19 protein-coding genes and 1 tRNA gene are annotated in these 24,638 nt (G+C 41.8%); 15 read left to right on the forward strand and 5 right to left on the reverse strand.

Features of this window, described 5'->3' with window-relative positions; translation table 11 throughout:
- Positions 1-51 precede the first annotated feature (51 nt).
- The 6 genes from Q0L00_RS03510 (at position 52) to Q0L00_RS03535 (ending at position 8,823) form a co-directional block, all read left to right on the forward strand.
- Positions 52-1,218, forward strand: coding sequence for a 1-deoxy-D-xylulose-5-phosphate reductoisomerase (locus Q0L00_RS03510; RefSeq protein ID WP_297335477.1), 1,167 nt, complete (start codon positions 52-54; stop codon positions 1,216-1,218).
- On the forward strand, positions 1,218-2,537 hold the full coding sequence (rseP, locus tag Q0L00_RS03515; protein WP_297335478.1) for an RIP metalloprotease RseP: 1,320 nt from the start codon (positions 1,218-1,220) through the stop codon (positions 2,535-2,537). The genes Q0L00_RS03510 and rseP overlap by 1 nt, the downstream gene beginning before the upstream one ends.
- Before the next feature lie 738 nt (positions 2,538-3,275).
- Positions 3,276-3,605, forward strand: a complete 330-nt coding sequence (locus Q0L00_RS03520) for a hypothetical protein (RefSeq protein WP_297335479.1) — start codon at positions 3,276-3,278, stop codon at positions 3,603-3,605.
- A gap of 157 nt (positions 3,606-3,762) precedes the next feature.
- On the forward strand, positions 3,763-6,237 hold the full coding sequence (gene lon, locus Q0L00_RS03525; protein ID WP_297335480.1) for an endopeptidase La: 2,475 nt from the start codon (positions 3,763-3,765) through the stop codon (positions 6,235-6,237).
- Positions 6,238-6,320: 83 nt separating this feature from the next.
- Positions 6,321-7,715, forward strand: coding sequence for an ATP-dependent protease ATPase subunit HslU (gene hslU, locus Q0L00_RS03530; RefSeq protein WP_297335481.1), 1,395 nt, complete (start codon positions 6,321-6,323; stop codon positions 7,713-7,715).
- 373 nt (positions 7,716-8,088) lie between these two features.
- On the forward strand, positions 8,089-8,823 hold the full coding sequence (locus tag Q0L00_RS03535) for an SDR family NAD(P)-dependent oxidoreductase (protein WP_297335482.1): 735 nt from the start codon (positions 8,089-8,091) through the stop codon (positions 8,821-8,823).
- Here the strand turns inward: Q0L00_RS03535 and Q0L00_RS03540 are convergent.
- Positions 8,820-9,308: a histidine phosphatase family protein gene (locus tag Q0L00_RS03540; protein ID WP_297335483.1), complete on the reverse strand. Its 489-nt coding sequence runs from the start codon at positions 9,306-9,308 to the stop codon at positions 8,820-8,822. The genes Q0L00_RS03535 and Q0L00_RS03540 overlap by 4 nt on opposite strands.
- Before the next feature lie 89 nt (positions 9,309-9,397).
- On the opposite strand from Q0L00_RS03540, the gene Q0L00_RS03545 reads away from it, so the two are divergent.
- From Q0L00_RS03545 to Q0L00_RS03555, 3 genes are all read left to right on the forward strand, one after another.
- Complete coding sequence (locus Q0L00_RS03545) at positions 9,398-9,589, forward strand: cold shock domain-containing protein (RefSeq protein ID WP_297335484.1); 192 nt, start codon at positions 9,398-9,400, stop codon at positions 9,587-9,589.
- A gap of 755 nt (positions 9,590-10,344) precedes the next feature.
- Entirely contained in the window at positions 10,345-10,776 is a 432-nt protein-coding gene (locus Q0L00_RS03550) for an Hsp20/alpha crystallin family protein (RefSeq protein WP_297335485.1), read from the forward strand.
- A gap of 159 nt (positions 10,777-10,935) precedes the next feature.
- Entirely contained in the window at positions 10,936-12,432 is a 1,497-nt protein-coding gene (locus tag Q0L00_RS03555; RefSeq protein WP_297335499.1) for a trypsin-like peptidase domain-containing protein, read from the forward strand.
- A 68-nt stretch (positions 12,433-12,500) separates the two neighbouring features.
- Here Q0L00_RS03555 and clpX read toward each other — a convergent pair whose 3' ends face one another.
- The 4 genes from clpX to Q0L00_RS03575 all read right to left on the reverse strand — a co-directional run bounded on the left by clpX (position 12,501) and on the right by Q0L00_RS03575 (position 15,983).
- Positions 12,501-13,727: an ATP-dependent Clp protease ATP-binding subunit ClpX gene (clpX, locus tag Q0L00_RS03560; protein WP_297335486.1), complete on the reverse strand. Its 1,227-nt coding sequence runs from the start codon at positions 13,725-13,727 to the stop codon at positions 12,501-12,503.
- Positions 13,727-14,401, reverse strand: coding sequence for an ATP-dependent Clp protease proteolytic subunit (locus tag Q0L00_RS03565; RefSeq protein WP_297335487.1), 675 nt, complete (start codon positions 14,399-14,401; stop codon positions 13,727-13,729). Before Q0L00_RS03565 ends, clpX begins: the two co-directional genes overlap by 1 nt.
- 76 nt (positions 14,402-14,477) lie before the next feature.
- On the reverse strand, positions 14,478-15,806 hold the full coding sequence (gene tig, locus Q0L00_RS03570) for a trigger factor (RefSeq protein ID WP_297335488.1): 1,329 nt from the start codon (positions 15,804-15,806) through the stop codon (positions 14,478-14,480).
- Between the two features lie 95 nt (positions 15,807-15,901).
- Positions 15,902-15,983: transfer RNA gene (locus tag Q0L00_RS03575), tRNA-Leu, on the reverse strand.
- Positions 15,984-16,136: 153 nt separating this feature from the next.
- Between Q0L00_RS03575 and Q0L00_RS03580 the strand changes: the two genes are divergently transcribed.
- The 6 genes from Q0L00_RS03580 (at position 16,137) to Q0L00_RS03605 (ending at position 24,096) form a co-directional block, all read left to right on the forward strand.
- Complete coding sequence (locus tag Q0L00_RS03580) at positions 16,137-18,356, forward strand: bifunctional (p)ppGpp synthetase/guanosine-3',5'-bis(diphosphate) 3'-pyrophosphohydrolase (RefSeq protein WP_297335489.1); 2,220 nt, start codon at positions 16,137-16,139, stop codon at positions 18,354-18,356.
- Between the two features lie 53 nt (positions 18,357-18,409).
- Positions 18,410-18,883 (forward strand): transcriptional repressor, encoded by a 474-nt coding sequence (locus tag Q0L00_RS03585; RefSeq protein ID WP_297335490.1) that lies wholly within the window; start codon positions 18,410-18,412, stop codon positions 18,881-18,883.
- Positions 18,880-19,221, forward strand: coding sequence for an STAS domain-containing protein (locus Q0L00_RS03590; RefSeq protein ID WP_297335491.1), 342 nt, complete (start codon positions 18,880-18,882; stop codon positions 19,219-19,221). Before Q0L00_RS03585 ends, Q0L00_RS03590 begins: the two co-directional genes overlap by 4 nt.
- Before the next feature lie 165 nt (positions 19,222-19,386).
- Positions 19,387-20,658 carry an adenylosuccinate synthase gene (locus Q0L00_RS03595; protein ID WP_297335492.1) on the forward strand — a complete coding sequence of 424 codons (1,272 nt, stop codon included), beginning with the start codon at positions 19,387-19,389 and terminating at the stop codon, positions 20,656-20,658.
- 88 nt (positions 20,659-20,746) lie between these two features.
- On the forward strand, positions 20,747-23,080 hold the full coding sequence (locus Q0L00_RS03600) for a PKD domain-containing protein (protein WP_297335493.1): 2,334 nt from the start codon (positions 20,747-20,749) through the stop codon (positions 23,078-23,080).
- Positions 23,077-24,096 (forward strand): type IX secretion system membrane protein PorP/SprF, encoded by a 1,020-nt coding sequence (locus Q0L00_RS03605; RefSeq protein WP_297335494.1) that lies wholly within the window; start codon positions 23,077-23,079, stop codon positions 24,094-24,096. Before Q0L00_RS03600 ends, Q0L00_RS03605 begins: the two co-directional genes overlap by 4 nt.
- Positions 24,097-24,638 lie beyond the last annotated feature (542 nt).

Genomic DNA, 24,638 nt, shown 5'->3' on the forward strand with positions numbered 1-24,638 from the left:
AGCTAAACCTTCCCGTTTTGTGGGGGTTAATTTTCTTTAAAAAAGTAATGAATGACAGAAGCTAAGCGTGTAGCCATCCTTGGAAGCACTGGGAGTATTGGTACCCAAACGTTGGAGGTGATTCGCCAGCATCCGGATGATTTTACAGTAGAGGTACTCACCGCTCAGAATAATTGCGATTTGCTAATTGCCCAAGCGAAGGAATTTACTCCCAATGCTGTGGTCATTGGCAACCCCGAAAATTACAATACAGTAAAGGAGGCATTGATCCCCCATGACATCAAAGTTTTTGCGGGTCAAAAGGCACTGGAGCAAATCGTCGAGATGGAAACTATTGATGTGGTTTTAACTGCATTGGTGGGATACTCGGGATTGTTGCCTACCCTTAGTGCGATCAAAGCCGGCAAGCAGATTGCCTTGGCCAATAAAGAAACGCTCGTGGTCGCAGGAGATTTGGTCACTGCCTTGGCTAAAGAGTTTGGGGTCAATATTTATCCGGTGGACTCGGAGCATTCGGCGATTTTTCAATGCTTGGTAGGTGAATTTCATAATCGGATTGAAAAAATTATTCTCACCGCGTCTGGAGGACCATTTCGAGGAAAGGACAGGGAATATCTCCAATCAGTCACTAAAGTCCAAGCACTCAAGCACCCCAACTGGGATATGGGAGCTAAAATCACCATCGATTCGGCTTCCCTGATGAACAAAGGTTTGGAAGTCATTGAGGCCAAATGGCTTTTTGGGTTGAATACCTCCCAAATCGATGTGGTCGTACATCCTCAAAGCATCGTGCATTCGTTGGTGCAATTTGAGGATGGCTCGCTAAAAGCACAACTTGGACTGCCGGATATGCGTATTCCCATACAATTTGCTCTGAGCTATCCTCATCGATTGAAAAGTGATTTCGAGCGCTTCGATTTCATCAATTACCCCAATCTGACCTTTGAGCAGCCGGATTTAAAAACATTCAGGAACCTTCAGTTGGCATTTGATGCTTTAGAAAAGGGAGGAAATGCGGCCTGTATGCTCAATGCTTCGAATGAGGTGGTTGTGGATGCGTTTCTAAAAGATCAAATTGGCTTTCTGGAGATGTCGGATTTGATTGCCGAGACGATGGACCGGGTGGATTTTGTGTCCAAACCCACTATTGCGGATTACATCGCCACCGACGAGCAGGCTAGAATAATTACAAAAGAATTAATTAAGCGTAAATACTAATGGATACTTTGATTATGGTGGGCCAACTGCTCCTGGGATTGTCAATCCTAGTCGGGCTTCATGAATTGGGTCACTTGTTAACTGCCAAACTATTTGGCATGCGTGTGGAGAAATTCTCCATCGGATTTCCTCCAAAAATCGCAGGGTTTCAGTGGGGAGAGACTGAATATTCAATCGGGGCAATTCCACTGGGTGGATTTGTGAAAATTTCCGGAATGGTAGACGAATCCATGGATACCGACCAATTATCCGCTGAGCCACAACCCTGGGAGTTTCGTTCCAAACCAGCCTGGCAGCGACTCATTGTCATGCTTGGAGGTATAATCGTTAACGTCATCACAGGGATTGTCATCTTCGTATTTCTGGTTTATAACAATGGGGAAACGTACTTTTCACGGGATCAGGTTGTGGAAAATGGAATTGTTGCCTATGAATATGGGGAGTCAATCGGATTACAGACTGGAGATAAGATTTTGGAGGTCAATGGTGAGCCTTATGAGAGCATTAATGAACTTAGCAGTGGAAGTGTTCTTCTAAGTGAAAATGGATTCTACACGGTAGAGCGAAATGGGGAGCAACTGAAAGTGGAGATTCCACGAGGTTTTATCAACACCTTTGATTCAGAGGAGGCTTTTGACAAATTCATCAGTATTCGATTTCCTTTTGATGTGTTGGACGTAGCTCCTGATGGGGCGGCCAAGGCCTCAGGGATTGATCCTGGAGATAAAATTCTTGCCGTAAATGGCCAAGAGATTTACTTTTTTGATGAATTACAAACTGCCTTGAATGAAGTAAAGAATCAGGAGGCTGAGTTGGTAGTTTCTTCTAAGGGAAAATTGGACACCTTAGCTGTTGCTGTTTCGGCGGAAGGAACGATAGGGATTGCTGCAAATCCGCTGATAGATCCTGTTCAACGAAAATTTGGGTTCACTCAAGCAATTTCCAAAGGTACTGAGCGCGCATTTGGGGTAGTCATCATCAATGCCAAAGCGCTGGGTAAAATGTTTACCGGAGAAGTGTCTGCCAAAAACGTCAGTGGTCCGATTGGAATGGCTAAGATTTATGGAGATTCTTGGGATTGGGGAAAATTCTGGAGTATTACTGGATTGATTTCCATGATACTGGCTTTTATGAATTTGCTTCCGATTCCGGCGTTGGATGGAGGTCATGTGGTCTTTTTGCTCTACGAAATGATTTCGGGTAGGGCTCCATCGGATAAATTTCTCGAAAATGCACAGAAAGTCGGCATGGTAATCCTGCTAGCCTTGATGGTATTTGCGATTGGAAATGATATTTTAAAGCTCATTACCGGGGGGTAATTTTTCCAAGGATAAAAATATTTGAAAGGATAAGGATTGAATTTAAGTAAAAATAGTTGTTAGCGGAGAATTCCTAGCTAAATGAAATCATTAAGAATAACGACATTATTTCTACTTGAAGTAATGTCGTTTTTTTGTTTCCATTTTGAGATTTTTGCACAAACTACCCAAGTTCTCAAAAAGAATCTGAATTTGTGATTCTAAAGGGTGGGTCTAAACTCTTAGGCAAGATACTCCGGGGGTATGATTTTTCAGATTATGAATCCATTGAATTTGAATCGTCAGAAGGTAAAAGGATTTTTTATAAAATGGAGCGAAAAACCCACAGGTCTTTAGCCGGTGGGATGTAAGCGGCTAACCCGGATTGAGCATATACTCACGAATAGTAATAGTATCAGAAGAAGCCTCACCTATTGAACACACGAAATAACCATCAGACCATACCTAGCCTCTAACGGAAAAGTTTATTTAGGAGCGATTGGTGGTGGTAGTAAAAATCGCTCTTATTGGGAATTTAATCCATCGACCAATCGCTTAACTCAATTAGAAGATAGTCCTGCTCTTGTCGATCTTCATAAATTGGGCTATAATGATTTAGATGGATATCTTTATCTCGAGGGTGGATATGATTAGGGTGTCAATGGGGTCGAATTTGAAACAGGTGTATTTAGATACAATATCGAAAAAAACACCTGGGAGAGGCTGGAGCGAGAGCATACTAATTATGAGAATACAAACTTGGTTAAAACATTTCGATACGATGGAGCGATGTATTCAATTGTAACTGAGGATGGGTTCTTGGAACCCATAATTAAGAAATTTGATTCAGTTAGTCTAACCTGGGAACCCTTAACTAACCTGGGTTTTGCTCCTTTGGAAACCCATACAAAGGAATATTTTGTAGTGGGTGATTGGGTATATAGTTTTGGCTTAAGTGAGAGGATGCGTTTCCATCTTAAGACTGGAGAATCTAATCGAAGGGGGCCGCTTTATGATTTTTCAAATTTTTCCTTTGGTTCTGCTTTTCAGGCAGGGGATAAAATCTACATGGAGCGTTTCGGCTACTGAGTTGAGTTAGATCCGACATATTTCAATGCCGGCCTGCCATTCTGACGTCTTAAATCCTTTGGCATGGCCATTGAACTTAAACGGGAAACCTTCCTAAATTGGAGGTTCTACCCTTAACCAAGTTTTAAACAGGCAGTCTGACTGTCAAAATGTCTATATGAGTCAATTTGAAAAACCCCTATTCGATAATCTTATGAGCGGTGATTACGTAGCAGAAGGAGACTTGATCCAGTTGATCACTGATGAAGAAGAGGAAGAGCAGGGTAAGGAATTAACAGGGGAGGAGATCCCCATTCTTTCGGTCAGAAATACGGTATTGTTTCCAGGTGTGGTAATTCCCATTACGGTGGGTAGACAGCGCTCGATTAAATTGGTCAAAAAGGCACACAAAGGAGATAAATTCATCGGCGTATGTGCACAGATCAATCCCAATAACGATGACCCTTCTTGGGAGGATATTTATCATGTGGGCACCTTAGCCAAAATCATTAAAATGATTGTTCTTCCCGATGGAAATACAACTATCATTATCCAAGGGAAAAAGCGCTTTCGAATCAAAGAAGAAATAACCGATGATCCTTACTTTATTGCCAAAGTCAATTTTCTGGAGGAGAATTTTCCAAAAAGCTCCAAGAAAATTCAAGCACTTGAGGAATCTCTGAAAGAGGCGGCCACCAGAATTCTTCATCTCAATCCTGAGATTCCCCGAGAAGCCCAAGTAGCGTTGGATAACATTGATAATACGCCATTTTTAACGCATTTTTTATCCTCTAATATCAATGCTCCTGTCGAATCCAAGCAGCGCTTACTTGAAATCAACGATGGTGTGGAGCGAGCGACCCTATTGCTGGAATTTATGATGAAGGATATCCAAATGCTGGAACTGAAGTCTGAAATTCAGAAAAAGGTACACACCGATATTGATCAGCAGCAGCGGGATTACTTCTTAAGGCAGCAAATGAAAGTTCTTCAAACCGAGCTGGGTGAGGAAGGCCCCGAAAAAGAAGTGGAAGATCTCCGGGCACGGGGAGCGTCAAAAAACTGGCCTAAAGAGGTAGCACTTCATTTTGAAAAAGAGCTGAATAAAATTTTGAGAATCAATCCGTCTGCGGCGGAGTATCCCATCGCGCTAAATTATGCCGAGACGATGGTGGAGCTGCCATGGAATGAATTTACCCAGGATAATTTTGATCTTAAACATGCGCGGAAAATCTTGGATTCAGATCATTTTGGACTTGAGAAAGTAAAAGACCGGATTATTGAATATTTGGCGGTACTCAAATTGAAAAATGACCTTAAAGGGCCGATTTTATGCCTTTATGGACCTCCGGGGGTAGGGAAAACATCCCTGGGGAAATCCATAGCCAAAGCCTTGGGTAGAAAATACATCCGGATGTCTTTAGGAGGATTGCATGATGAAGCTGAAATCCGGGGACACCGAAAAACCTATGTGGGAGCCATGCCGGGGAAGATTGTTCAAAATATGAAGAAGGTTAAAATCTCCAATCCGGTATTTGTTTTGGACGAAATAGACAAGCTTTCTTCCGACTTTAGAGGAGATCCAAGTTCAGCCTTTTTGGAGGTATTAGACCCCGAACAAAATTTTGCCTTTTTGGATAATTACCTCGAAGTGGAATATGACTTGAGCAAAGTATTGTTCATTGCAACTGCCAACTCGTTGGATACCATTCAGCCTGCTTTGCGGGATCGGATGGAAATCATCGAGGTGACTGGTTATACCCAGGAGGAAAAAGTAGAAATAGCCAAGCGACATTTGGTTCCCAAACAACGCAAAGAGCATGGTTTGAAGACCAATCAGGTTCGATTTGATAAATCTGCTTTGGTGAAAATTATCGAGGATTATACCCGTGAATCGGGCGTGAGAAATCTCGAAAGAGCTATTGGCAAAGTTATCCGAAATGTAGCCAAATCCATTGCTATGGAAGAGGAATACGATCCGAAAATTACTCCGGATGCAGTTCGGAAGATTTTGGGTTCGGAGATGTTTGATAAGGAAACCTATCAGGATAATTCGGTTGCAGGAGTAGTGACAGGTCTGGCTTGGACTAGTGTAGGAGGAGAAATTCTGTTCATCGAATCCAGTTTGAGTAAAGGAAAGGGCAAGTTGACCCTTTCTGGTCAGTTGGGTGATGTGATGAAAGAATCCGCTGTGACGGCACTTTCTTACCTCAAATCAAAAGCCGATAAGTTAGGCATTGACCATCGGGTTTTTGATCAATACGATTTGCATATTCATGTGCCTGCTGGTGCGGTGCCCAAGGACGGTCCCTCAGCCGGGATCACGATGCTTTCAGCCATGGCCTCAGTTTACACCCAGCGAAAGGTCAAAGCAAAAGTAGCGATGACTGGTGAGATTAGTTTGATCGGAAAAGTGCTTCCTGTAGGAGGAATTAAAGAAAAGATTTTGGCGGCAAAACGAGCGGGAATCAAAGAGATAATTCTTTGTAAGAAAAACAAAAGGGATATCGAAGAAATCGATGAAAACTATCTCAAAGGCCTGGAGTTTCATTTTGTAGATCGGGTTGGTGAAGTTTTGGATATTGCTTTACTGAAGTCCAAAGTGGACCGACCGGTCCAGTTTTCATTCAATCCGGAGTCACATCCAAGCTAAAAATGAGGGGAAAGGAAAATTTGACCTTTCCCTTTTTTCTTCCTTCAGTTTGAGCTTTAGGAAAACTTAAAAAAACAGAAATCATGGATCAAAAACTATCACTTACTCCCAGACAGATAGTAGCTGAGCTGGACAAATATATTATTGGACAAAAAGATGCTAAGCGAAACGTAGCCATTGCATTAAGGAACAGAATCCGAAGAATGAGAGTGAAGTCGGATATTCAAAAGGATATTGTTCCCAATAATATTCTCATGATCGGTTCCACTGGTGTGGGAAAAACTGAAATAGCCAGAAGACTTGCTAAAATTGCTCAAGCTCCCTTCACGAAGGTGGAAGCATCGAAATTTACAGAAGTCGGTTATGTAGGGAGAGATGTCGAAAGTATGGTTCGAGACCTCGTAGAGCAGTCGGTTCATTTGGTACGGGAAGTAAAAAATGAAGAAGTGAAGGGAAAAGCTTCCGAAGCCGTGGAAGAAACTATTCTCGATATTTTGATTCCTCCGGTCAAAAATACCGGTTTCAAACAGAAAAACTTGAGCATCGGTCAGTCAGAGGAACCTCAATCCGATGAGGAACTCAATGAACGCACCCGGGAGCGGTTTCGGGAGAAACTTCGAAATGGAGAACTCGATGATCGAAAAGTAGAAATTAATGTCAAGGCATCCTCTCCAGTCGGAATTGGAATGATTGGTAACGGGATGATGGACGATGCCAGTATGGCTGGTCTTCAGGATATGATCTCCGGCATGATGCCCAAGAAGATGAAAAAGCGAAAGCTGAGCATCGCTGAAGCACGAAAAGTGTTATTGGAGGAGGAAATCTCGAAATTGATTGATTTTGATGAGTTGAAGGAAGAAGCGATTCGATTGGCAGAGAATAATGGGATTATTTTCATCGATGAAATCGATAAAATCGCCTCTAAATCAGGGAAAAATGGTGGTGGGCCAGATGTCAGTAGGGAAGGGGTGCAACGGGATTTGTTGCCTATCGTGGAAGGCACCTCTGTCAATACAAAATACGGGGTGATAAATACTGATCATGTACTTTTTATCGCTGCCGGTGCATTTCATGTGAGTAAACCCTCGGATTTAATTCCTGAATTACAAGGTCGATTTCCCATACGAGTGGAGTTAAATGCGCTGACTGAGGAGGATTTTTCTCGAATTTTGCGGGAGCCAAAGAATGCCTTGACTAAACAATATCAAGCCTTGTTTGAAGCGGAAGAAGTATTTTTGGAGTTTACCGAGGACGCTATCGAGGAATTGGCAAGGTTGGCGTTTTTGATTAATCAAGAGGTGGAAAATATCGGTGCGCGTCGATTGCATACTGTGATGTCCCATTTGTTAAATGATTTCCTCTTTGAGGTACCCGATACCATCGAACCCAATTCAAAGATTATGATCACTCATGAAATGGTGCAAGAAAGGCTGAGTACCTTGGTCAAGAACCGAGATTTGTCTCAGTATATTTTATAGAACGGAGCGTAAAACCAAACCATCTTTAGGGGTTTGGATGTAAGCAACAAATTTAGTGTATTTACCTTGCCAGGATAAGACATTAAAACCTCGAAAGGGACTTGCGAGTACACGGGTGAAGCAACAGTGAGACTTTTCACTCTTCTAAGCGGTAAGCAAGTTGCAGTGAAGAACGAAGCACATGTGTCTTTAACAAATGGGGAGTTCACAAAAATAGGATTTAAAGAAGGTGGGTTCGCCCACTTTCTTTTAAATGTTCAATTTATTTAAATATGTAAATACCTGTTAATCAGGTTGATATAAAAAATTATAACTTTTTGTGAAAAATTGGGTCGATCCTTGATAGGAAATACTAACCATCACCCTTTCACCCATGTCTAAAACACTTTTGATTCTTACTGGCCACAGCAAAGGCCTGGGACGAGCGATCTTGGATTATTATTTGAAAATTGATCGGACTCAAGTCCTAGCGATTTCCAGAAGTTCTATCCAACTTGATCATCCTCAGTTAACCGAACGGAATCTAGATTTATCCGATTTGCCTGTGCTGCAAAATGAATTGGACGGAATTTTTCCCAATGGAGATTTCGGCCAACTGATTTTAATTAATAATGCGGGCTGGATAGGGGAAATAAAGCCGATCGGTGAGCTATCTCCCAAAGAATTAAGACAGCAGGTTAATTTAAACCTACTGGCTCCCATGTTTTTGACCAATGCCTTTATAAAAAAATATAAGTCAAGTCCAGCAGAGAAAATTATTTGTAATATCAGTTCCGGTGCAGCCACTCGTCCAGTTTCGGGATGGGGAGGGTATTGTAGTACCAAAGCTGCTTTGGCCATGTTTACCATGGTAGCTGATCGAGACAATAAATCGGACTCCTTTCATTTTTACAGTTTAGCCCCGGGAATCGTGGATACCCCCATGCAAGAAGATATCAGGAAATCTGAGGAGACGAATTTTCCTGAATTGGAGAAATTCAAAGCCTTTAAAGCGAATGGAGACTTAACGGCTCCTGATCTTGTTGCTGAAAAGATCGGATACCTGCTTGGGAACGTGGAAAAATTTCCTGAGGTAATCCAGGATGTGAGAAATATCCAGCTTCCTTAGTTTCGGTTTTTGGGAAAATCAAGAAACCAAAAGTCAACCTGTTTAGGGTTGAAATCCTTCCATTGTGCGGTAGATTTTACGGCAAAAACTCCCGCTGTGGGAAGGTTTTCAATTCTCCCACCTAAGTGATAAACCAGCTCATTCATGCCTGGATTGTGGCCTACCAAAATGACGGTTTGCACGGATTCGGGGAGATTTTTTAGGGTAGAAATTAGGGTTTGAGCAGTGGCATGATACAATTCCTTCACTAGCCAAATGCTGTTTTCAGTAGCATTTAATTCGGCAGCGATAAATTGCGCAGTGGATCTTGCCCGCTCTGCGGTCGAAGTGATAATTCTGTCTGGATGTATTCCTTTTTTAGCCAATCTCTTTCCCATTTCAGGGGCGGCGTTTAATCCTCTTGGTGCCAGAGGACGATCATGATCGACCAACGAAGGTTGATTCCAAGCGGATTTTGCATGTCTTATCAAAATAATTTTTTTCATTTCTTTAAAATTAAAAATGATTATTTTGTTTTTTTTGGCTGAATATTTATTTTTAAATCACTTTCAATTACAATTTATAACAAGTTATTATGTTTACCGGAACAGTAAAATTTTACAATGAAGCCAAAGGATTCGGATTTATAGTAGATGATGAGTCCCAAAGCGAAGTCTTCGTCCATGCTACCGGCTTGGTTGACAAGGTTGCTCAAAATGACAAAGTATCTTACGATGTCAAAGATGGTAAAAAAGGACCGAATGCCATCAATGTCAAAAAAGCGTAAATGAAATGAAGTGAATGGCAATGAAACCCTGGAAAATTTTTTCAGGGTTTTTTTTATAATGAACCCGGCATGGACAATAGCTGTAGAGTGAAAGTTCCAAACACGCCTTGGCGGTTGGAGGGGTTAGCTTGAAGCAAAGGGGTTCGCAATCCGGTGAAATCTGAAGGAAGCCAGCGGTAAATTCTTGGCCTGACCACCAGAGTCTACCTAAATGAGTCCAAAGTTGTCTCGATGAGCTTGCCAAACAAACCCAAATCCTATACTACTCTTAAACAACAGGATAAATGTAGTGGGAATGTGAGAAGAAAGTTATCGTTGTTGCCTGGGAAGGCCTAAACCTTGCCACTGGTAAGGGAGGATCAACTCGGTAAGGAGGCCCCTTGTCAAAAGAATAGGACCGAATTCGAAGGATAGCTAAAAGTGATTTCCTAGAAGGATAATTGAAAACAACACCACATCCGCCTCTCAGGGTGTAAAAGCAAGAAACCGCCCAATGCCGAAGGGTACTTGGGGTGGAGTGGGAGGTCTAAATGGGAATTAATCCCGTTTCTCCTTGCGATTGACGATCCAATTTTTGGGCTTCCCCAATTTTTAATCGATTGATCATTTGGAAATACCGGAAGAGGCATGTACTAATCCTGCCAAAATGACTAATCATCTTAAATTTTGAATATTTTTTCTGTCAATATGGCTTAATTTTTCACTTGGTATAGAATTTCTTGACTATGAAAACGAATAACAAAACCAACAAAACCATGAAACTTGTAAGATACAACCAACTAGACCCAGCTTACCCTTCTTCTTTTAGTGGAATGATTGATAAGCTGTTTAATGAATCCTTTGGAACAGGGGAAATGAGAAAATTTAATCCGGCGGTTGATATTGCAGAGGACGATCAGGGCTTTGAAATCCAAGTTGCGGTGCCCGGAATGAAAAAGAAGGATTTTCATGTAGACTTGACTGAGGGAAGATTAACCATCTCCGGAGAGCGGAAAATCGAAGAGAAGAAGGAAGGTAAAAATTTTCACAGTATAGAGACCCAATACGGATCATTTTCCCGTTCCTTTTATGTGCCGGACAATGTAATTTCTGAGAAAATAGAAGCCGTTTATGAAGATGGAGTATTGAAAATTACCTTGCCAAAGGCGGAAAAAAAAGTTCTCAAATCAGCCATTGAAGTGAAATAATTTGGTGCTGGGGTAAACTCCCTTTCCGCTTTGGTGTTAAATTTATAAGAAAGCTAAAAAGCGGTTAATTCTTGTTAATTTGACTAGCAGTTCAAATCCTAGGGCTCCATTCTTGAGTCTTAGGATTTGGTATTATCACTCAAACATAACCCATACATGATGAGTAAAAAACATTTCTTTCTAGGTATGCTCCTTGCTTCCGTGATTGGAGGCTTAGTAGCGTTGGCAGGGTTGAGTTTTCTTGTGCAGCCCCGAGAAGCAACCACCTTTGACGAAAAGCAGAAGACTAGCTTTGTCAACTTACTCAATGGAGACAATTTCACGATCCCTGACGGGATTAATTTTGTGGCCTCTGCAGGTATTGTTACTCCTGCGGTAGTCCACGTAAAAAGCACCCTTTCTTACGATCCCAGATCACAACGAGACCCGTTAGAGGAGTGGTTTGGTTTGCCGCCACGTGGTGGTCAGGGAGAGGGGAGGCGAGCTCCGATGAGTTCAGGTTCAGGGGTAATTATTTCTCCTGATGGCTATATTGTGACCAACAATCACGTGGTAGAAGGAGCATCAGAGATTGATATTTCGTTGGAAAATAACAATCGTTACATCGCCAAGGTAATCGGAACTGATCCAACAACGGATTTGGCTCTTTTGAAAATAGAAGAGGAAGGATTGCCTTTTGTGAAATTTGGTGATTCAGATCAAACCCAAGTTGGAGAATGGGTTTTGGCTGTTGGAAACCCCTTTAATTTGAATTCCACTGTTACTGCTGGGATCATCTCAGCCAAGGCACGAAATATTGGCATTCTCAGAGGAGTAGAAAATAATTTACAAATTGAATCATTTCTTCAAACTGACGCAGTGGTCAATCCAGGTAACTCTGGAGGTGCCCTGGTTAATCTTGCCGGAGAATTGATTGGGATCAATACTGCAATTGCTTCCAATACGGGAAGTTTTACCGGATATTCTTTTGCGGTTCCCAGTACCCTGGTCAAAAAAGTTATGGATGACCTGATGGAATATGGAGCTGTGCAACGAGGTCTTCTTGGGATCAACATCAATGATGTCTCGCCCGAACTCGAGGAGCAGCTCGGAAAAGAGCTTTCAGTCAAGCAAGGTGTTTATATCGGAAGTGTAAATGAGGATAGTGGTGCCAAAGAGGCCGGCTTACAAGCAGGAGATATTATTGTTGGGGTGGATGGAAGACAGACCAACAATGTGGCCATCCTGCAAGAGATGGTGGCTCGAAAACGTCCAGGTGACCAAGTCGAAGTGGAATATATTCGAGATGGGGAAGTTTTTAAAACGCAGGCTACACTCAAAAACTTTGAAGGGGGAGTTGATATCGTGGAAAAAGTAGTTCCTAAAACCTATGATTTCGAAGGCGTGATGTTTGAAAATCTTTCCGAGGAGCAGCTGGAACGATTAGGAGTCTCTGGAGGAGCATTAATTACCTCAGTGGGAAGTCCTAAATGGAGAGGAGCAGGAGCTCGGTCCGGATTTATCATTACTTCGATCATTAGTGAAAATGGTAGAAGTAGGATTGAGAATGTAGATGATTTATTGGATCAATTGAATAAACTTTCAGGGGAGGAATTGGTAATCCTAGGTATGTTCCAAGATGGAACCGAATATTACTTTGAAGTGGAGTTGGATTAAATTCCTACCTGAGCTAACAAACAAAAAAAAACCAGCGATTTCGCTGGTTTTTTTTGTTTTAGTGGGCTTTAGGCGACTTGCAATCGCTTGAATTTAGACTTGTCAAATTGAGATTTTGCGTATTCTTCGTCTATAATTAATTCTTTAACACTTTCATCTGAGGGTAATTCGAACATGGCATCCGTGATGATTGCTTCACAAATGGAGCGAAGTCCACGGGCACCTAGATTGTATTCCACTGCTTTTTCTACGATGAAGTCAATTCCACTTTCCTCGAAAATTAATTCGACTCCTTCCATTTCCAATAATTTGGTGTATTGTTTCACCAACGCATTTTTAGGAACAGTGAGAATTTGTTTCAACGCATCTTTATCCAATGGGTCTAAGTGGGTCAAAACAGGTAAGCGTCCAATTAATTCCGGAATCAGCCCGAAGGCTTTTAAGTCCTGAGAAGTGACGTATTGAAGCAGATTTTCTCGGTCTGCCACTACTTCGCCTTTGGTTTTGGAAAAACCCAGAGGTTGGGTATTCAGTCTTTTGGCAATGTGACGGGTAATCCCATCAAATGCTCCACCGCAGATAAACAAAATATTTTCTGTATTGACGGCAATCATTTTTTGATCAGGATGCTTCCTTCCACCTTGTGGCGGTACATTGACTATGGTGCCCTCAAGCAGTTTTAGCATGGCTTGCTGCACACCTTCTCCGCTGACATCCCGAGTAATGGAGGGATTGTCGGACTTTCGTGCGATTTTGTCCAACTCGTCGATATAGACAATCCCCCTTTCGGCAGCTTCCACATTATAGTCTGCTGCCTGAAGAAGTCGGGTCAAAATACTCTCCACATCCTCTCCAACATAACCAGCCTCAGTCAACACGGTAGCATCCGCAATACAAAAAGGGACCTCCAGTGTTTTAGCCAGTGTCTTGGCCAGGTAGGTTTTACCTGTCCCGGTATCACCTACCATGATGATATTGGATTTTTCGATTTTAATTTCGTCAGGATCGACCTTTTGTTGAAGACGCTTGTAGTGATTGTAAACAGCGACCGAAAGCACTTTTTTGGCATCCTGCTGACCAATTACATACTGATCCAGGTAGCTGACCAGCTCTTTTGGTTTTTTGAGTTTGAATTTGGGTTTGCTGCCGACACTTTTCTTGGTTTTTTCTTCTTCCCCAAGAATCATGTGTGCTTGATCGATGCAGAGATTACAGATATGGGCTGAAATCCCCGACACCATCAGATCAACATCTTTTTTATTTCTACCGCAAAATGAGCAGGTTACCTGAGCCATTAGACTGTTTTTTTAATAAGTACTTCGTCGATTAGACCATATTCTTTGGCTTCAGGTGCTTTGAGCCAGTAATCTCGATCAGAATCTCGTTCAATTTCTTCGTAGGTTTTTCCAGTGTGATTGGCAAGAATTTGATATAATTCCTGACGCATGGACAAAATCAATTTGAGGGAAATTTCCATGTCTTTGGACTGGCCCTGCATGCCTCCCGACGGCTGATGGATCATGACCCTGGCATGCTGCAGTGCGGAGCGTTTGTCTTTGGCACCGCCAGCCAATAATACAGCCCCCATAGACGCAGCAATTCCAGTACAAATGGTCGCTACATCTGGGCCGATGTACTGCATGGTATCGTAAATCCCCAACCCAGCTGTTACTGACCCACCGGGACTATTGATGTAAAGGAGCACGTCTTTTTTGGCATCAACGGATTCCAAAAAAAGAAGTTGAGCCACGATGATATTGGCGATGTGGTCATCTACCCCGGTTCCTAAAAATATTATTCGGTCCATAATGAGTCGGGAGAACACGTCGATTTCTCTGAAGTTTTGTGGTCTTTCTTCGATCACAGACCGAGTCATGTTTTCGATGTGTTGCGTGTACTGGTCAAATGCTGTCCCGCTGACGCCCTGATTGTGAATGGCGTATTTTCTGAATTCTTCTTTATTGATCATGTTTTGATATGTTGTGGTAAACAAAAATAAAAAAAGCCCTTGAATAAGGACTTTTTTAATTCAATTAAGAAGGAGTTTACTTTTCTAAAAGTTCCTTAAAGTCATCAATTGTTAGGACCTTTTCGGTAAGCTTAACCTTCTCTTTGACAAAGTTTAAAACTTTTTCATTTTGAACCGAGGTGAGCATGTTCATGTAATTCTGGCCTTCTTCCCCTTTGAGGTAATTGTCTACAAACAAATCCATACTGCTCTCCATTTGAGATCCCAATCCGGATGAAGCAAATTGCTCACGGATCATTTCTTTGGTTTTTTCAATGACCTCCTCATGCTCTGCTTTAATTTCATTTGCTTTGGCTAGCTCATTGGAGATTAAAGACCAAGTCAATTGCTGCGCATATTGTGGAAACTCTTTTTCCACATCTTCTTCGCTTACTTTTCCTTCATTGGCTTTGAGAAGCCATTCTTTTAAGAAATTTTCAGGAAGGTCAAGGTTGGCCTTTTTTACCAAGACTTTTTTTAATTCCTCTTCAGTGAAAACCTTGGATTCACGGTCATAACTGGATTGGAGCGTTTCCCGTACTTTTTGTACAAACCCTTCTTCGGAGTCAACCTGGTCCGGTCCAAAGATTTTATCAAAAAATTCTTGATTGAGTTCAGCTTCGGTTGTTCGATTGATATTTTGGATCGTAAAGGTAAAAGATCCTTTGCTGTGTTCAAGTTCATCCTCTGCTAGGCCAAATGCCTCGGACCACTCTCCTTTTTTCACCTCTTTGCCTTCAAATTCAACTACATCACCTTTGCTGAGACCGATGAATTTACTTGCAAATTTTTTGGAAACTTTAGGTAGTGGAAGGGAAAGTGTTTTAGAGAATTCACCATCTACCAATTTTAAGTCGCCATAGACATGATCGCCCGCTTCAGCTTTCTCAGGATTGCTGCTTTCTCCGTATTGGGACTTAAGGTTTTCTATAGTCTCATTGACAAGTTTATCATCTACCTGGATGGAGTATTGGTTTGCTTCAATGGTATCGTCAAGAGGAAGCTGAAAATTCTCAATAAATCCGATTTTGTATTCAAAATCAAATTCTTTTTGAGTTTTCCAGTCAATTTTTTCCTCAGTTGCTTCTACAGGAAGGGGGTCTCCCAAAATGCGAAATGGCTGTTCTTTTATATACGTATTGAGCGACTCACCGAGTAGGGTATTGATTTCCTCTACCAATACGGAGGTTCCGTACATGTTTTTCACCATCGAAATTGGAGCTTTACCCGGTCTAAAGCCACGAATATTGGCTTTTTTTGCGTAGTCTTTCAATTTCGCATCTACCTTCGGTTGATAATCTGCTTCAGTTAGTTTAATTTTAATTGAAGCTTGATTTGCTGAGTGCTTGTCTAATGTGATTTCCAAAGCGCTTTTACATTTTAAGATGAAAGTGAACTAAAAACCCCCAATCTCTTTCCTGCTTCGCAAAGACAGTGTAGTGATTGAGGGTTCGGTATAGGTGCGGATGGAGGGACTCGAACCCCCATGCCTCGCGGCGCTAGATCCTAAGTCTAGTGCGTCTACCAATTTCGCCACATCCGCAGTATTCAAATTGAGAGGTTTTGATCCCCGTCTCAATTGTGGATGCAAATGTAGGTACTAAAAGAGAATTTGCAAATGACGGGTTAAAAAAAATTCAAGAATCTTCGAAAAACTTATACTAAACCACCCATTTTTGTATTAAATTCCTTCTCTATGATTGAAGTGGACATTGAAGAAGAACGAAAAGAGATTCTAAAACGATATCGCAGATTACTTCGGCAGGCCAAACCGATTTTGAAACCGGGGGATGCCAAATTGATCAAGCGAGCATTTAACGTGTCTCTGGATGCGCATAAAGACATGCGTAGAAAGTCAGGAGAACCCTATATCTACCATCCATTGGAGGTGGCACTGGTCTGCGTGGAGGAAATCGGACTGGGAACCACCTCCATCGTGGCCGCGCTTCTTCATGATGTGGTGGAGGACACTGAATGGGAGTTGGAAGATATTGAGCGGGAGTTTGGTCAGAAAGTCATGACCATCATTGACGGACTTACTAAAATCGCAGGGGTTTTTGAATACGGAAGTTCCCAGCAAGCTGAGAATTTCCGAAAAATGCTATTGACCCTTTCCGACGATGTGCGGGTGATCCTCATCAAGTTGGCAGACAGACTCAATAACATGCGGACGCTTGGCAGTATGCCTCGCCATAAGCAACTGAAGATTGCTTCGGAAACTATGTATCTATATGCTCCGTTGGCTCACAGGCTTGGGCTATATGCAATCAAATCCGAACTGGAAGACCTTTATTTGAAATACACCGATAGCGATACCTATCGCGATATCGTCAACAAGATCAATGAATCCAAAAGCTATCGAAATCGATTCATCAAAAGCTTCATCCACCCCATTGAGGAGGAGTTAAACCGGCAGGGGTTTATATTCAGTATCAAAGGGCGTCCTAAATCTGTATTTTCCATTTATAACAAAATGAAAAAGCAGGGAATTCCATTTGAAGAGGTCTATGACCTTTTTGCTGTTCGGATTATTCTGGAAAGTGAATTGGAAAATGAAAAAGCAGATTGTTGGCAGGTATATTCGATAGTAACAGATTTTTATCGGCCCAACCCAGATCGATTGAGAGATTGGATCAGTACACCACGATCCAATGGTTATGAATCATTGCATACCACCGTAATGAGTAATACCGGTCAGTGGGTCGAAGTGCAAATCCGGACCAACCGAATGGATGAGATCGCCGAACGTGGCTATGCGGCCCACTGGAAATACAAAGAAAAGGAACATGCCGGTAAATCAGGGTCCGGCTTGGATGAATGGATTACTCAAGTCCGAAGCATGCTTGAGTCCAATGAGGGAAATGCCATTGAATTTATGGATGACTTCAGGGGGAATCTTTTCCATGAAGAAATCTTTGTGTTTACGCCTAAGGGAGATTTGAAGGTGCTACCATTTGGGGCTTCGGCACTAGATTTTGCTTTTGAAATCCACACCGAAGTGGGGGCTAAATGCATAGGAGCCAAGGTAAATCAGCGCCTAGTCCCGATCAACCATAAGCTCAAAAACGGTGATCAGGTCGAGATACTCACCTCCAACAAGCAGAAGCCTACGGAAGATTGGCTCAACAATGTGGTTACTTCGCGGGCAAAAGCCAAAATCAAAGATGCCCTTCGTGAAGACAAAAAGTCCGCCATTGGCGATGGCAAGGAAATCGTTCAGCGTAAGCTGAAGCAAATGAAAATGGAATTCAATTCCGAGACGGTAGATAAATTACGGGCTTATTTTGAATTAAAAACCGCCAATGAGTTTTATTATCGAGTTGGAAAAGGAATCATTGATCCCACTACGATCAAATCGTTTAAAGATTTTAAAGAAAATCAAAAGCTCAAGCATAAGGCTATCCAAGAAAAAGTAAAGGACGAGTCTTCCTTTACCAAAGAAATCAAAAACCTAAAAGGCCCGGACCATGATCAGCTCCTAATCGGGGAAGATATGGATGTGGTGGATTACATTTTGGCAAAATGTTGTAATCCCATTCCAGGGGATGATGTTTTTGGGTTTGTGACAGTCAATGAGGGGATTAAAATTCACCGAACTTCTTGCCCCAATGCCTTGGAACTTCTTTCCAATCATGGAAACCGGGTTATTAAAGCACGATGGACGAGCCAAAAGGAAATTGCCTTTTTGGCAGGATTACATATTGTAGGTACTGATCGGGTAGGCTTGATCAATGATGTCACCAAGGTAATTTCCAATGAATTGAAAGTGAATATGAGATCGATTACCGTAGATTCGGATGCGGGGATTTTTGAAGGGACAATCAAGCTGTATGTACACAATACGCAACATTTGGATCAGCTGATGCGAAATTTACAGGAAGTGGAGGGGATCATCAAGGTTTCCCGCTTCGACTAGGCGATTGAATCTTTTCTGAGGAACAAAAGTTATATTTGAAAAAAAAACACAAGATGTCCTTGAATACAGCTCATTTCGAAGAGGTCAAAAAGATATTTACTGCTTATTTGGAAAATCAAAAACTCCGAAAAACACCCGAACGTTACGCGATTTTGGAAGAAATTTATACTCGGTCTGGCCATTTTGACGTCGAATCGTTGTACATCAGTATGAAGAATAAAAATTACCGAGTCAGCCGGGCAACTGTTTACAATACGTTGGATTTGTTGGTCGAGTGTGATTTGGTCACCAAGCATCAGTTTGGTAAAAATTTGGCGCAATTCGAAAAAAGCTATGGATTTAAACAGCATGATCATTTGATTTGCGTTGATTGTAATCAAGTATTGGAGTTTTGTGACCCGCGTATTCAGAATATTCAGAATACGGTAGGTGATATTTTAAATTTTCAGGTTCTCCATCATTCATTGATTTTGTATGGAAACTGCACCAAAGAGAAGTGCGAAAATAGACCCGTTGAAGAACTATGAAATTAACTTATAAAACTGAAAAGGATACTCAAGCCCATTACCTATTTGTCACCGGAGATTTGATCGGAGATGAAGTTGGTCCCAAATTGGTCGAAGTCGTCTCGGATGCTATTGAAGATGGAGCTAAAAACTTTGTTGTTGACTTGAGTGAGGTTCGGTACATCAGTTCCAGTGGTATTGGCTTGCTCATTACCATGCTGACTAAAATGCGAAACAAAGGGGGGGAGGTTTATCTTACTGCGCCTTCTGATCATGTTAAAAAATTACTGATTATCACCAAATTAAATAATATTTTCACCGTATTTGATTCGATTGAAGACTTCAAAAACAGGAAGTGAAATTAAATGAAGAATTTTCTTTTTTTAAGTTGTGAAAATTCAGTCCCTATAGGAATAGGGAGTTATTCTAGAATTATTTACAGGCTTTCACTTGGTTTTCTATGGGCTTATCGCAAATTTCGCCCTTCAAAAAGTCTTAGATAAACCGTTTAGACCGCACTTCAAATGAAGATGGATGTATTGCTGGGTCTCCAGTGGGGAGATGAAGGAAAAGGCAAAATTGTAGATGTTTTAGCTCCTGATTACCAAATCGTCGCACGATTTCAAGGTGGCCCCAATGCAGGGCATACCCTTGAGTTTGATGGAATCAAACATGTTTTGCATCAAATTCCTTCTGGAATTTTTAGATCGCAAATCCTCAATATTATTGGTAATGGAGTCGTATTAGACCCTATTGTCCTCAAAAAAGAAATCGATGGCCTGGGTAAATTTTCTATTGATTACCGGAAAAATCTGGTGATTTCCAAAAAAGCGACGATCATTATTCCTACCCATAAGCTCCTTGATGCGGCTATGGAGCAATCCAAAGGAGATAAGAAAATCGGTTCTACTTTAAAGGGTATTGGACCCACTTACCAGGATAAAATCGGACGATCAGCCCTCAGGGTAGGGGATATTTTAAGTGAAGATTTCCAAGAAAAATATCAGACTTTAGTTGCCAAGCATAAAACCACCCTTTCCTTTTACAATTATCCGTTGGATCAATTGGAGGAGATGGAGCGTCAGTTTTTTGAGGCTGTTGAATTTTTCAAAACCTTAAATTTGATTGACAGTGAGTATGTGGTCAATCAGGCTTTAGCCGAGGAGAAACGAATTTTGGCCGAAGGCGCTCAAGGTTCTTTATTGGATATTGATTTTGGATCGTATCCGTTTGTGACCAGCTCGAGTACGATGACAGCGGGAGCTTGCACGGGTTTAGGGGTAGCCCCTTCTCGGATTGGCGAAGTTTTTGGGATTTTCAAAGCGTATTGCACCCGGGTGGGAAGCGGTCCTTTCCCTACCGAACTTTTTGATCAAACTGGAGAAGATATGCGAAAAGAAGGGAATGAATTTGGGAGTACAACAGGAAGGCCCCGCAGATGTGGTTGGCTGGATCTTCCGGCATTGAAATATTCCATCATGATTAATGGGGTAACTCAATTATTTATGATGAAAGCAGATGTGTTGAATATTTTTGAGGAATTGGAAGTTTGCACACAGTATGAGTTGCCAAATGGAGCGAAAATCGATCAATTAAGTTTCGAAGTATCCAATATGGATGTGAAGCCCATTTACAAAAAATTAAAAGGTTGGAATTGCTCCTTAAAAGATGTTCGCTCGTATGAGGAATTTCCCAAGGAGTTAAAAGAGTATGTTTCCTTTTTGGAAGAAGAACTTCAAGTGCCGATCAAATTGGTGTCAGTAGGTCCAGATCGAGTTCAGACCATACTCCGGTAACTTCAGGGACTAACCATTAAACCTCTAAAATGTCAAAATTTTAGAGGTTTTTTTATTTTCTAACCTATTCGGTCTATTTTAGCCCATTATGTATGATTTTAAAGGTGTGTCAGGATTTTTTATTGCCCTGTTTTTGATAACAAATTCAGTGGTGGGCCAGGTGGGCTTTCCCTATTGTGAGACTTTTCAGGGAAATGGCACACAATCCGCCACCGTTTTCGGGGCAGATGCAGTACTTGCTGCCGATGTTCTTCGGTTGACTTCTAATCAATTGGATCAGCGTGGGTTTGTTTACGTGGATATTCCATTTTCTTCTGTTTTTGGAATCAAAGCCTCCTTTGAATATTTCTCCTATGGGGGTACTGGAGCAGATGGGCTTGCTTTTTTTCTCTACGATGCAGAGGTACCGAACTTTAGCATTGGTGGTTTTGGAGGTTCTCTTGGATACTCCAAAAGAAATAATGAACCGGGAGTTTCTGGGGCTTATTTAGGCATTGGGTTTGACGAATTTGGCAATTTTGGAAACTCCACGGAGTCCAGATCCGGTGGGTTTCCGGGGGTGGGCGATCAACAAGTGCCAGATGCCATCGTTATTCGTGGTCCGGGAAATGGATTTAATGGCTATGATTTTATTGCAGGACGTCGGACGATGGAAGCTGGAGCCGATGGTTTGCCTGCTGATCAACAGTTCCCGATAAGTTCCGGTGGAGTAGGGACCACCCGAGTCACGGACCCCAATCAGCCTGGGTACCGAAAAGTTTTCATCAATTTGGAACCTAATCCGAATGATGTAGGCTATTTGATTACGGTCGAAATGCAATACACCACCCAAGCCAATAACTCGAGGCTGATTTCCATCTTTGAGCGATTGCCCTACCGTTTTGAAGCGCCGGAGGATCTGAAAGTTGGATTTTCGGCATCCACGGGTGGAGAGACCAATTTTCATGAAATACGAAACTTAATCGTTGAGGTTTCCAATGATGACGGCTTAGTAAACCCAGAAGGGGTTGATTTTTCGGACAAAGCGAGTTGCGAAGGTCAGGAAAACACCTACTTTATCACCGATGAAGAAGTGGTTTTGCCCAACCCAAATTCAGAAATCCGTTGTTTGCAGTTTTACAGTTCGTTGGAAGATATCCAAGAAGAGGAGGGAGATGTTTGCGCTCAGGGGAAATGTAGGGAAGAGAATAGAGCGTTGGTGTTACCAGAGGGAGTTTTTAGAGCCTCCGATGAAGGAGGAGATTTCACATTTTTTCCAAATGAAGGGTTTACAAACCAGCGTGTGACGGTTTATTATACCATTACGGATACTTATGGAAAAACTTCTTCGGGGAATTCGATGACCTTGCTCATTGAAGAATCTCCAGAACCGGTGACATTACGGGTGAACGGAAGTGAAGAAGAAATGAGCGAAATCCGGCTTTGTCCTGATGAAAATCTAAGCTTAGAGGCGGTCGGGGAGGAAGATTATGAGCGATTTGAATGGTTTAGAAATGGAAAGATATTGGAGAATGAGGTTTCGCAAACGCTTCAAATCTCCGAGGAAGGACGGTATAGCGTAAGAGTATATAATCGAAAAAACTGTCCGGCATTTTCCAATGAAATCGCTGTCGATTATCCTGACCTTCCCCAGGTCGAATTGAATTTGCCACTGGTGGGTTGTGTTCCCAATGAACCTGTGGATGGATGGTCTGCTATCGCTAATTTCGATCTCGAAAAGTTTGACTATCGCCTGAGTAAAGCTGGAGTGGAGTGGATCAATGAAGAGATCAGACAACTGTCTGAGTCGGGTACCTATCAATTGGAGGTGAAGCATAAAGACTTAGACTGTTTTGGTCCTGCAGTGGATTTTGACGTTCTTATTTATCAGGAGGAGCTTTTGGCAGATTTTGAGTTTGAAGTTGCGGGAACTGGGATCAAAGGAGATGCTGACGGAGGAATTTTTGCAGATGACACCATCCAGTTCACTAATTTATCCGATGATAGAGCGGAGTCATTTGAATGGGTTTTTCAGCCCGGAGCAAGTTCAGCATCCGAAAACCCTGCTCATGTTTTTGGGGAAAAGGGGGAATTTGAGGTAGAACTGGTAATTATCGATGAAAATGGCTGCCAGGCTTCGGTTAAAAAGCGGGTTTCGATTACCAAAAGTTATCGAGTGATGTTTCCTACAGGGTTTACTCCAAGTGCAAATACAAATCAGTTTTTTACACCTAAATACAAAGGCCTGGTTTCGGTTGAGTTGTTGATTTTTAATTTATGGGGTGAATTGATTTTCAGGTCAGATGACCTACAGGAAGCAGGCTGGGATGGAACCCTGAATGGAAAGCTTTTGGATGCGGGCACCTATGTGTTTCGGTTCAATGCGGTTTCTGTAGATGGGGAATCGGTAAAAGAATCGGGTAAGTTTAGATTGATACGATGAGAAAGATATTGGTAGTGGTGCTGAGTGTTCTGATTGGGGTAGATTGTTTTTCTCAGGATATCCAATTTTCTCAATTTTATGCCAATCCCCTATACCTCAACCCGGCTTTTGCAGGCAGTACTAACCAAACCAGAATTGGAATGAGTTTTCGGAATCAATGGCCTGCTTTAGACCAAAGTTTTCTGGCATATTCTGTTTACGGTGATCATTACTTTGATCCCCTTAACAGTGGTCTTGGTATTTTGATCACGGGAACTCGGGACTCATTTACCCAAAGCCAACAAACCGAAGTAGGTATAAATTATTCCTATCGTTTGAGATTTGGAGAACGCCGTTTTTTTCAATTTGGGGTACAAGGGGGGCTAATGATGCGTGATGGATTGTTTGATGGTGTGATTTTAGGAGATCAGCTGGATATCGATCGGGGTGTGATTATTGGCGAGCCTGGAGATGGATTTGAAGGAGAAAGTCAACTTACTGCAGCAGATTTGCATGTGGGGGGCTTGTATTTAAGTCCTGATTTTTGGTTGGGTTTAGGTGTTTTTCACTTACTGGAGCCACCGATAAGTTATTTGGATTTGGAAGCGAATGAGCTCCCGATGCGGTATGCAGTGCATGGGGGCTATCGTTGGAACCTAGCTCCTGGGAATATCAATGATTACGTTAATAATACAGATCAAGTGCGGTCTTTTGCCTTAGCTTTTAATTATAAAAGACAAGGGGAGTTTTCGCAACTTGACTTGGGTGGGGAATTTTTCTTTGAACCCTTGGTTTTAGGTCTCTGGTACCGGGGCCTTCCGACTAAATATGAATTACCCAATAGTGAATCTTTGATTGCTTTGGTTGGACTGGTGTTGGATTCAGGCCTGGAACTGGGATATAGTTTTGATTTTTCTATTTCCAAACTTGGGCAATCAGTAAGCGGGGGAAGTCATGAATTGAGCATTCGCTATATCTTTTCCACAAAGAGTCCGAAAAAACAATATTTGGATCCTTTACCTACCTTTAGATTTTGAGTTAGTAGTCTAATTCAGAATAAAAATTGGCTATTTTTAATATGTTGAAATTATGATCATCGTTTTCATTAGATTTTTTTCGAATAACAAATTTTCTACGGTTAAAATTTTTATCTTCACTATCAGTCCATTAGGAATGTTTTGAGATTTTTTTTGAGATACCTCTTGTATCGTGGATAAAATCCCTGATATTTGCACTCCCAATCGACACAAACGGTGTTGAGGGATTTGGAAAAAGAGAGGCAAAAAGGGATTGAAAAGATAGGGAGAGGGGAGTGTAGGCCTGATTTAGCGGTTCCAAAATTTTAAAAAAAACACTCAAATATTTTGCAAAGAAAAAAAGTTCAGCTACCTTTGCACTCCTGTTCGGAAGGAACGGAAAAAGAAAGAGTGAAGAGGAGGAGAGAAGGGATAAAGAGGGGATGAGAAAATAGATAGAAAGAGTCCTTCGGGATGTTTTTCACCAGCTCTTGAAATGTCAAGAGGAAAGTTCTTTGAAGTGATGTAAGGCGAAAAAATAAAAACCTGAGGGATGAGGTTAA

It is taken from the genome of Algoriphagus sp. (assembly GCF_024305035.1).
Taxonomy (GTDB): Bacteria; Bacteroidota; Bacteroidia; order Cytophagales; family Cyclobacteriaceae; genus Algoriphagus.